We start from the raw sequence: 4,637 nt of genomic DNA, 5'->3' as shown, positions 1-4,637 counted from the left end.
CGGCAGGTGCGGCGAAATCTTTTCCCAAACCTCGTCCCCGATGACCAAACGATCCGTGTTCATCCAAGCCTCCTGACAAAAGAAAGCTTGAATCACTTTTTGACGCTCTTGGGAATCCCTTAAATGTCAACGGGCCCTAATGGATTCGTGGCAACAGGGACAAGAAATATTTGATTAGGGTTATTGCGCCGATCGCCGGTTTTGCTCCAGCCAACCTGCCGCCGGATCCAGTTTCAACAAACTTCTCGACAGGTTGTGTTGTACTGGTGCAGGAGTGCGACATATGGTATGAGAGGCCTTCCTCAGCCAGATTGTGCGTTATGGCCGCCACAACCGTCGCAATAGCAGCAGATCACGCCGGCTATCAGCTCAAGGAGATCCTCAAGCGCCAGCTTGAAGATCTCGGTTATGGCGTATTGGATCTTGGCACGGACGGTCCGGATTCGGTCGACTATGCCGATTTCGGCCAGGCCGTGGCAGAGGCCCTGGTGGCCCAACAAGCTGCCTATGGGGTGGCGCTGTGCGGTACCGGCATCGGCATTTCCATTGCCGCCAATCGCCACAGGCAAGTACGTGCCGCACTTTGCCACGATGCCTTCACGGCGCGCATGAGCCGCCAGCACAACGATGCCAACGTGCTGGCAATGGGTGCCCGGGTGATTGGCGAGGAGGTGGCCAAGGATTGCCTCAGGGAGTTCCTGGCCACGAATTTCGAGGGCGGACGCCACGACCGGCGGGTCGCCAAACTGAGCTGAATTGGACGCAAGGGGGTACGGGAGAGCGATGACATCCAGCCAGACGGCCACCCAGCCCGCCGGGGAGGGGGATTTTTTCGCATCCACGCTGGCCACCGGGGATCCCGAGATCGCAGCCGCCATCGCTGCCGAGCTCGGCCGCCAGCAGGACGAGATCGAACTCATCGCCTCCGAGAACATCGTCAGCCCGGCGGTGCTCGAGGCGGCCGGCTCGGTGATGACCAACAAGTACGCCGAAGGCTATCCCGGGCGGCGCTACTATGCCGGCTGCGACCATGTGGACGTCGCCGAGAGCCTGGCCATCGAGCGGGCCAAGGAACTCTTCGGCTGCGCCTACGTCAACGTCCAGCCCCATTCGGGAACCCAGGCCAACCAGGGCGTCATGATGGCCCTGATCGAGCCTGGCGATACCGTCATGGGCATGTCGCTGGCGGCCGGCGGCCATCTCACCCACGGCGCCCCGCCCAACCAGTCGGGCAAGTGGTTCAACGCCATCCAGTACGGCGTGCGCCGCCAAGACGCCCGGGTCGATTTCGAGGAACTGGCGGGATTGGCTGGGGAACACCGGCCCAAGCTGATCATCGCCGGCGGCTCGGCCTATCCCCGCGTCCTCGATTTTCCCCGCTTCCGCGAGATCGCCGATGCCGTCGGTGCCATCCTGATGGTCGATATGGCCCATTTCGCCGGCCTGGTGGCCGGCGGCGTTCACCCCTCGCCCTTTCCCCACGCCCAGGTCGTCACCACCACCACCCACAAGACGCTGCGCGGGCCGCGCGGCGGCATGATTCTCAGTGACGACGCCGAGATCGCCAAGAAGATCGATTCCGCCATCTTCCCAGGTCTCCAGGGCGGCCCGCTGATGCACGTCATCGCGGCCAAAGCGGTGGCGCTGAGTGAAGCTTTGAGACCCGAATTCGCCGCCTATTCGGCCGCCGTGGTGGCCAACGCCAGGGTGCTGGCGGAGAGCCTGATGAAGCGTGGCTTGGATATCGTCTCCGGCGGCACCGACACCCACCTGTTGATGCTCGACCTGCGCTCGCGGGGACTCACGGGGCGCGATGCCGAAGCGGCCTTGCGCCGCGTCGGCCTGACCACCAACAAGAACGGCGTGCCCTTCGACAGCGAAGGACCGATGGTGACCTCGGGCGTGCGCCTGGGAACGCCGGCCGCCACCACCCGCGGTTTCGGCCCGGCCGAATTCGCCGAGGTGGGCGCCATCATAGCCGACGTGCTCGAGGCCCTGGCCGCCTCGGCCGAGGGCGATAGCAAGCAAGAGACCAAGGCCCAGGCGGCGGTGGCGGCGCTTTGCCGGCGCTTTCCCATCTATGGTCTGGGTTCCAAAGGCACGAACTGAGTAAACCGAAGCTGTTCTCGGGGAGGCATCATGCGCTGTCCATTCTGCGGAAACGACGACACCCAGGTGAAGGATTCGCGACCCACCGAGGACAAGGCCGCCATTCGCCGGCGACGCTTTTGTCCGGGCTGCGCCTCGCGTTTCACGACCTTCGAGCGGGTGCAGCTGCGCGAGCTCACGGTAGTCAAGAAAAACGGATCGCGTGCGCCCTTCGATCGCGACAAGCTGGAACGCTCGGTGCTGCTGTCGACGCGCAAGCGGCCGGTCGAGCCCGACCGCATCGACCGCATGATCAACGGCATCGTGCGGCGCCTGGAAAGCCGGGGCGAGAACGAGGTCAAGTCCGAGGTCGTCGGCGGCATGGTCATGGAGGCATTGGCCAATCTCGACCAGGTGGCCTATGTCCGGTTCGCCTCGGTCTACCGCAACTTCCGCGAGGCCAAGGACTTCGAGGAGTTCGTCGGCGAGCTTGGCGGGAGCGGGCAAGACGACTGAGGCTGCTGACAGAGCCCACATGGCGGCCGCGCTCGGCTTGGCCCGGCGCGGCCTGGGGGCGGTTTGGCCCAATCCCGCGGTGGGCTGTATCCTGGTGCAAGAGGGGCAGGGGGGGCATCCGGGGGACCGCATCGTGGGCCGCGGCTGGACCCAGCCCGGCGGCCGGCCTCATGCCGAGAGCGAGGCGCTGCGCCGCGCCGGAGCGGCGGCCCGCGGCGCCACGGCCTATCTCACGCTGGAGCCCTGCGCCCACCAGGGCCAGACGCCGCCCTGCGCCGAGGCCTTGATCGCGGCCGGTGTGAGCCGGGCCGTGGTGGCGCTCGAGGACCCCGATCCACGCGTCAATGGGGCCGGCCTCAGCGCCCTGAAATCGGCCGACGTGGACTTGAGTGTGGGCCTTGGCGCCGAGCAGGCCGGCCAGCTCAACGCCGGCTTCATCATGCGGCTCGGCCGGCGCCGGCCGCTGGTCACGCTGAAAACCGCCACCACGCTGGATGGCCGCATCGCCACGCACAGCGGCGCCAGCCAATGGATCACCGGACCACAAGCGCGGCGCCAGGCCCACGGCCTCAGGGCGCGTCACGATGCCATCCTGGTGGGGGCCGGCACGGTGGCGGCGGACGATCCCGAACTAACCTGCCGTTTGCCTGGTCTGGCAGCGCGCTCGCCGCTCAGGTTGGTGCTCGACAGCCACCTGAGGACGCCGTTGACGGCCAAACTGGTGGCCACCGCCTCGACCGTGCCGACCTGGATCATCGCGCTCGGGCCTGCCGAGGCAAAGCGGCGCCTGGCTTTCACGTCCGCCGGTGTCGAGATCATCGAGGTTGGCGCCGATGGTGCGGGCTGGCCTGACCTGAGCCAGGCCTTGACGGCGCTGGCCGATCGCGGCATCACGCGGCTGCTGGTCGAGGGAGGCAGCCAGGTGGCGGCGGCGTTGCTGCGGGCCGGGCTGGTCGACCGGCTGGTCTGGTTCCGGGCCCCGGCGCTGATCGGCGGCGACGGACTGCCGGTGGCAGCGGCCTTCGGGATCGACGATCTCGGTCAAAGTCCCCGCTTTCGCCGCCTTGGCAGCAGTCGCTGCGGTGACGATACAATGGAGACCTTCGCCGTCGAGAGTTGACCGGCGGGCCGGCGGCGGGTTAGTTCTGCGGCCCCACGGGTAGGAATGCGAGACCAGGAGGCCGGGCAGCGAAATCATGTTCACGGGCATCATCACCGACATCGGCCGCGTGCGCCAGGTGGAGAAGCGCGGCGACACCCGTTTCGTCATCGATACGAGCTTCGATACCGCCGGTATCGAAATCGGCGCCTCGATCGCCTGCTCGGGCGCCTGCCTGACGGTGGTCGAGCGCGGTGAGGGGTGGTTCGCCGTCGACGTCTCGGCCGAGACCTTGGCCCATACCACGTTGGGCGACTGGCAAGTGGGCTCGGCGGTCAACCTGGAGCGCAGCTTGCGGCTGGGCGACGAGCTGGGTGGCCATATCGTCACCGGCCACGTCGACGCCACGGCGGAAATCGTGTCGCTTGAACCGGAAGGCGATTCGCTGCGCTACGTCTTCCGGGCGCCGGCCGAATTCAAGCGCTACGTGGCTTCCAAGGGCTCGGTAGCGCTGGATGGCGTGTCGCTTACCGTCAACGAGGTGGAAGACGACTGCATCGGCATCAATATCATTCCCCACACCCAGAGCCAGACCACCTTCGGCGAGGCCCAGCCGGGCGCTCGCGTCAACCTGGAGATCGATGTGCTGGCACGTTACGTGGCCCGCCTGATCGAAGTGCCGTGACCTCTAGTCCGCATTTCTCACCGGGTCACGGCCTGCGTCGCCCCCAGGTGATGCGATCCGAAAGGAAAAGACCGAAGAGCGTAGTGGGCCTACGCGCTTCGATCTTTTCCGTAGCGGGCGCGCGGCTTGGGGGCGACCCTTCGGGCGGCGGGGGGGGCCCCCCCCGGGGGGGCGCCCCCCCGGCCCCCCGGGCCCCCAACCCCGCAGGCCCCCCCCCACCCCCGGGGCGCCCCCCCCCCCCCCCCCCCC

General features: G+C 67.1%; 5 protein-coding genes. All 5 read left to right on the top strand.

The features are described 5' to 3' along the window. Positions 1 to 320 precede the first annotated feature (320 nt). The 5 genes from rpiB to QGG75_11360 all read left to right on the top strand — a co-directional run bounded on the left by rpiB (position 321) and on the right by QGG75_11360 (position 4,388). Positions 321 to 755, top strand: a complete 435-nt coding sequence (rpiB, locus tag QGG75_11380; GenBank protein MDP6067834.1) for a ribose 5-phosphate isomerase B — start codon at positions 321 to 323, stop codon at positions 753 to 755. Between the two features lie 28 nt (positions 756 to 783). Next, on the top strand, positions 784 to 2,109 hold the full coding sequence (gene glyA, locus QGG75_11375) for a serine hydroxymethyltransferase (protein ID MDP6067833.1): 1,326 nt from the start codon (positions 784 to 786) through the stop codon (positions 2,107 to 2,109). A 30-nt stretch (positions 2,110 to 2,139) separates the two neighbouring features. Further along, positions 2,140 to 2,604 carry a transcriptional regulator NrdR gene (gene nrdR / locus QGG75_11370; protein MDP6067832.1) on the top strand — a complete coding sequence of 155 codons (465 nt, stop codon included), beginning with the start codon at positions 2,140 to 2,142 and terminating at the stop codon, positions 2,602 to 2,604. A 19-nt stretch (positions 2,605 to 2,623) separates the two neighbouring features. Then, positions 2,624 to 3,724: a bifunctional diaminohydroxyphosphoribosylaminopyrimidine deaminase/5-amino-6-(5-phosphoribosylamino)uracil reductase RibD gene (gene ribD, locus QGG75_11365; protein ID MDP6067831.1), complete on the top strand. Its 1,101-nt coding sequence runs from the start codon at positions 2,624 to 2,626 to the stop codon at positions 3,722 to 3,724. A gap of 76 nt (positions 3,725 to 3,800) precedes the next feature. After that, positions 3,801 to 4,388 carry a riboflavin synthase gene (locus tag QGG75_11360; GenBank protein ID MDP6067830.1) on the top strand — a complete coding sequence of 196 codons (588 nt, stop codon included), beginning with the start codon at positions 3,801 to 3,803 and terminating at the stop codon, positions 4,386 to 4,388. Positions 4,389 to 4,637: the final 249 nt, after the last annotated feature.

The organism is Alphaproteobacteria bacterium (genome assembly GCA_030740435.1).
Taxonomy (GTDB): domain Bacteria; phylum Pseudomonadota; class Alphaproteobacteria; order UBA2966; family UBA2966.
The sequence above is the reverse complement of the archived record's forward strand: the minus strand, read 5'-3'. Positions and strand labels throughout refer to the sequence as shown.